The following is a 1,721-nucleotide window of genomic DNA, read 5'->3' as shown; positions in this document are numbered from 1 at the left end:
TATCGAAGACCTGTATAGCCGAAAAATCGTTGGATATGAAGTGCATGAAAAAGAGTGTGGGCATCTGGCCGCTTTACTGGTGCAACGTACCTTACCGCGTGAGCAGTGCCTTTTTAAGCCATTAGTTCTGCACTCAGATAATGGTGCTGCGATGAAGTCACAGACACTCAAGGCCAAACTGGAAGAACTGAATGTGTTGCCTTCGTACAACAGGCCCGGTGTTAGCAATGATAATGCGTATGCGGAGTCGTTGTTTAGAACACTGAAATACCGTCCGCAGTGGCCTTGCAGCGGATTTAAAAGTTTAGCGGATGCCCGGAAGTGGGTAGATGATTTTACTCGATGGTATAACGATGAACACAAGCATAGCCGTATCCAGTTTGTGACACCGTCAGAACGACATGCAGGCCAGGATAAAATGATTTTAATGCACCGCCGTCAGGTACTGGAAGCCGCCAAACAAGCGAATCCCGCTCGCTGGAGCGGCGATGTCAGGAACTGTTCTCCCATTGAGGCCGTAACATTAAACCCAGGTGGGAAAACAGGAGACAAAAACGCAGCATAAAAAACAGGCAAACAGTGACAACTATCTTGAAAAACACCGCTACTTGAGCCTCGGCAAAGCTCCGATATCCCAGGGTAGGTACCCATTCGCTCTTAAGACTTCTGAAAAAGCGTTCCATCGGGCTGTTATCCCAACAGTTGCCTCGTCGACTCATGCTCTGTTTGAACTGGTAACGCCATAACACCTGCCGATAGGCACGGCTGCTATAATGGCTTCCTTGGTCACTGTGAAACACCACACCACTAGGCTGGCCCCGATGTTCCCAGGCCATCTGCAATGCCTTAACAGTAAGCCTCGAATCCGGGGAGTAGGACATCGCCCATCCTATAGGTTTACGAGCAAATAAATCCAGCACAACAGCAAGATAGGCCCAGCGAACCCCCACCCAAATATAGGTCACATCACCGTACCAGCATTGGTTTGGTTGTGTCACAGCAAACTGTCTATCAAGAAAATTAGGAATATCAATGCGTTCGTTACCTCCTCGTGGATATCTGTGCGTACGGCGTTGCCCACTACGAATATTCAGCTCTTTCATCAGGTTGCCAGCTAACCAACGCCCGAGTTTGATACCTCGATGGCTCACCATAGCCGCGATACTTCTGGCTCCTGCCGAGCCATTGCTGGCATACCAAACCTCTTTAACAAGGCGGCGTTTTATCAGTCGTTCTGTATCAAGTTTATTGACCCGATAACAGCTGTTCTGATAACTACTACGATGAACCTCAAAAACTTGGCAAAGTACTTTAACGGTGTATTGCGCTCTAAGCTGGGTGATTATCGTGCACTTTTTAGTGAGTCTGACATCAAGAGAGCGGTAGCATTTTTTATTATTTCGTTTTCTATTTCAAGACGTTGTATTTTCTTTTTAAGCTCACGTATCTCGATTTGTTCAGGTGTGATAGGGGCGCCTTTGGGTGTGACTCCTTGTCTCTCCTGCCTGAGTTGATGTACCCAATTGCTCATGGCCGATTGTAAACATCCGGCGATCTCACCTTGCGAGTTTATGCTAAGCGGTTAAGGTAAGCGGCAGATTAAGTGGATGAGGAGAAGGTGTTACCGGGCAGGGGCAGCAGTTGGTCCAGTTGACTGTTTTTCCACGTTGGAAGATGTGTCAACACAAAGTGCAACCAGGTAAACGGCTCTATGCCATTGA

At 47.8% G+C, this 1,721-nt stretch carries 2 protein-coding genes and 1 pseudogene; 1 reads left to right on the top strand and 2 read right to left on the bottom strand.

The window, feature by feature from the left end; translation table 11 throughout:
* Nucleotides 1-565, top strand: a 565-nt coding sequence (locus tag EOJ37_RS14110; protein ID WP_162473713.1) for an integrase core domain-containing protein, incomplete at its 5' end; no start/stop codon positions are given.
* Nucleotides 566-584: 19 nt separating this feature from the next.
* On the opposite strand, the pseudogene EOJ37_RS14105 reads toward EOJ37_RS14110, so the two are convergent.
* Both EOJ37_RS14105 and EOJ37_RS15130 read right to left on the bottom strand, forming a co-directional pair.
* Nucleotides 585-1,537 (bottom strand): annotated as a pseudogene (locus EOJ37_RS14105) (IS3 family transposase); the annotation flags it as partial.
* 62 nt (nt 1,538-1,599) lie between these two features.
* Entirely contained in the window at nt 1,600-1,713 is a 114-nt protein-coding gene (locus EOJ37_RS15130; RefSeq protein ID WP_420820644.1) for a transposase domain-containing protein, read from the bottom strand.
* Nucleotides 1,714-1,721 lie beyond the last annotated feature (8 nt).

This window comes from Serratia microhaemolytica (assembly GCF_004011885.1).
Taxonomy (GTDB): Bacteria; Pseudomonadota; Gammaproteobacteria; order Enterobacterales; family Enterobacteriaceae; genus Serratia_G; species Serratia_G microhaemolytica.
This window is presented reverse-complemented; position numbering and strand designations above follow the sequence as displayed.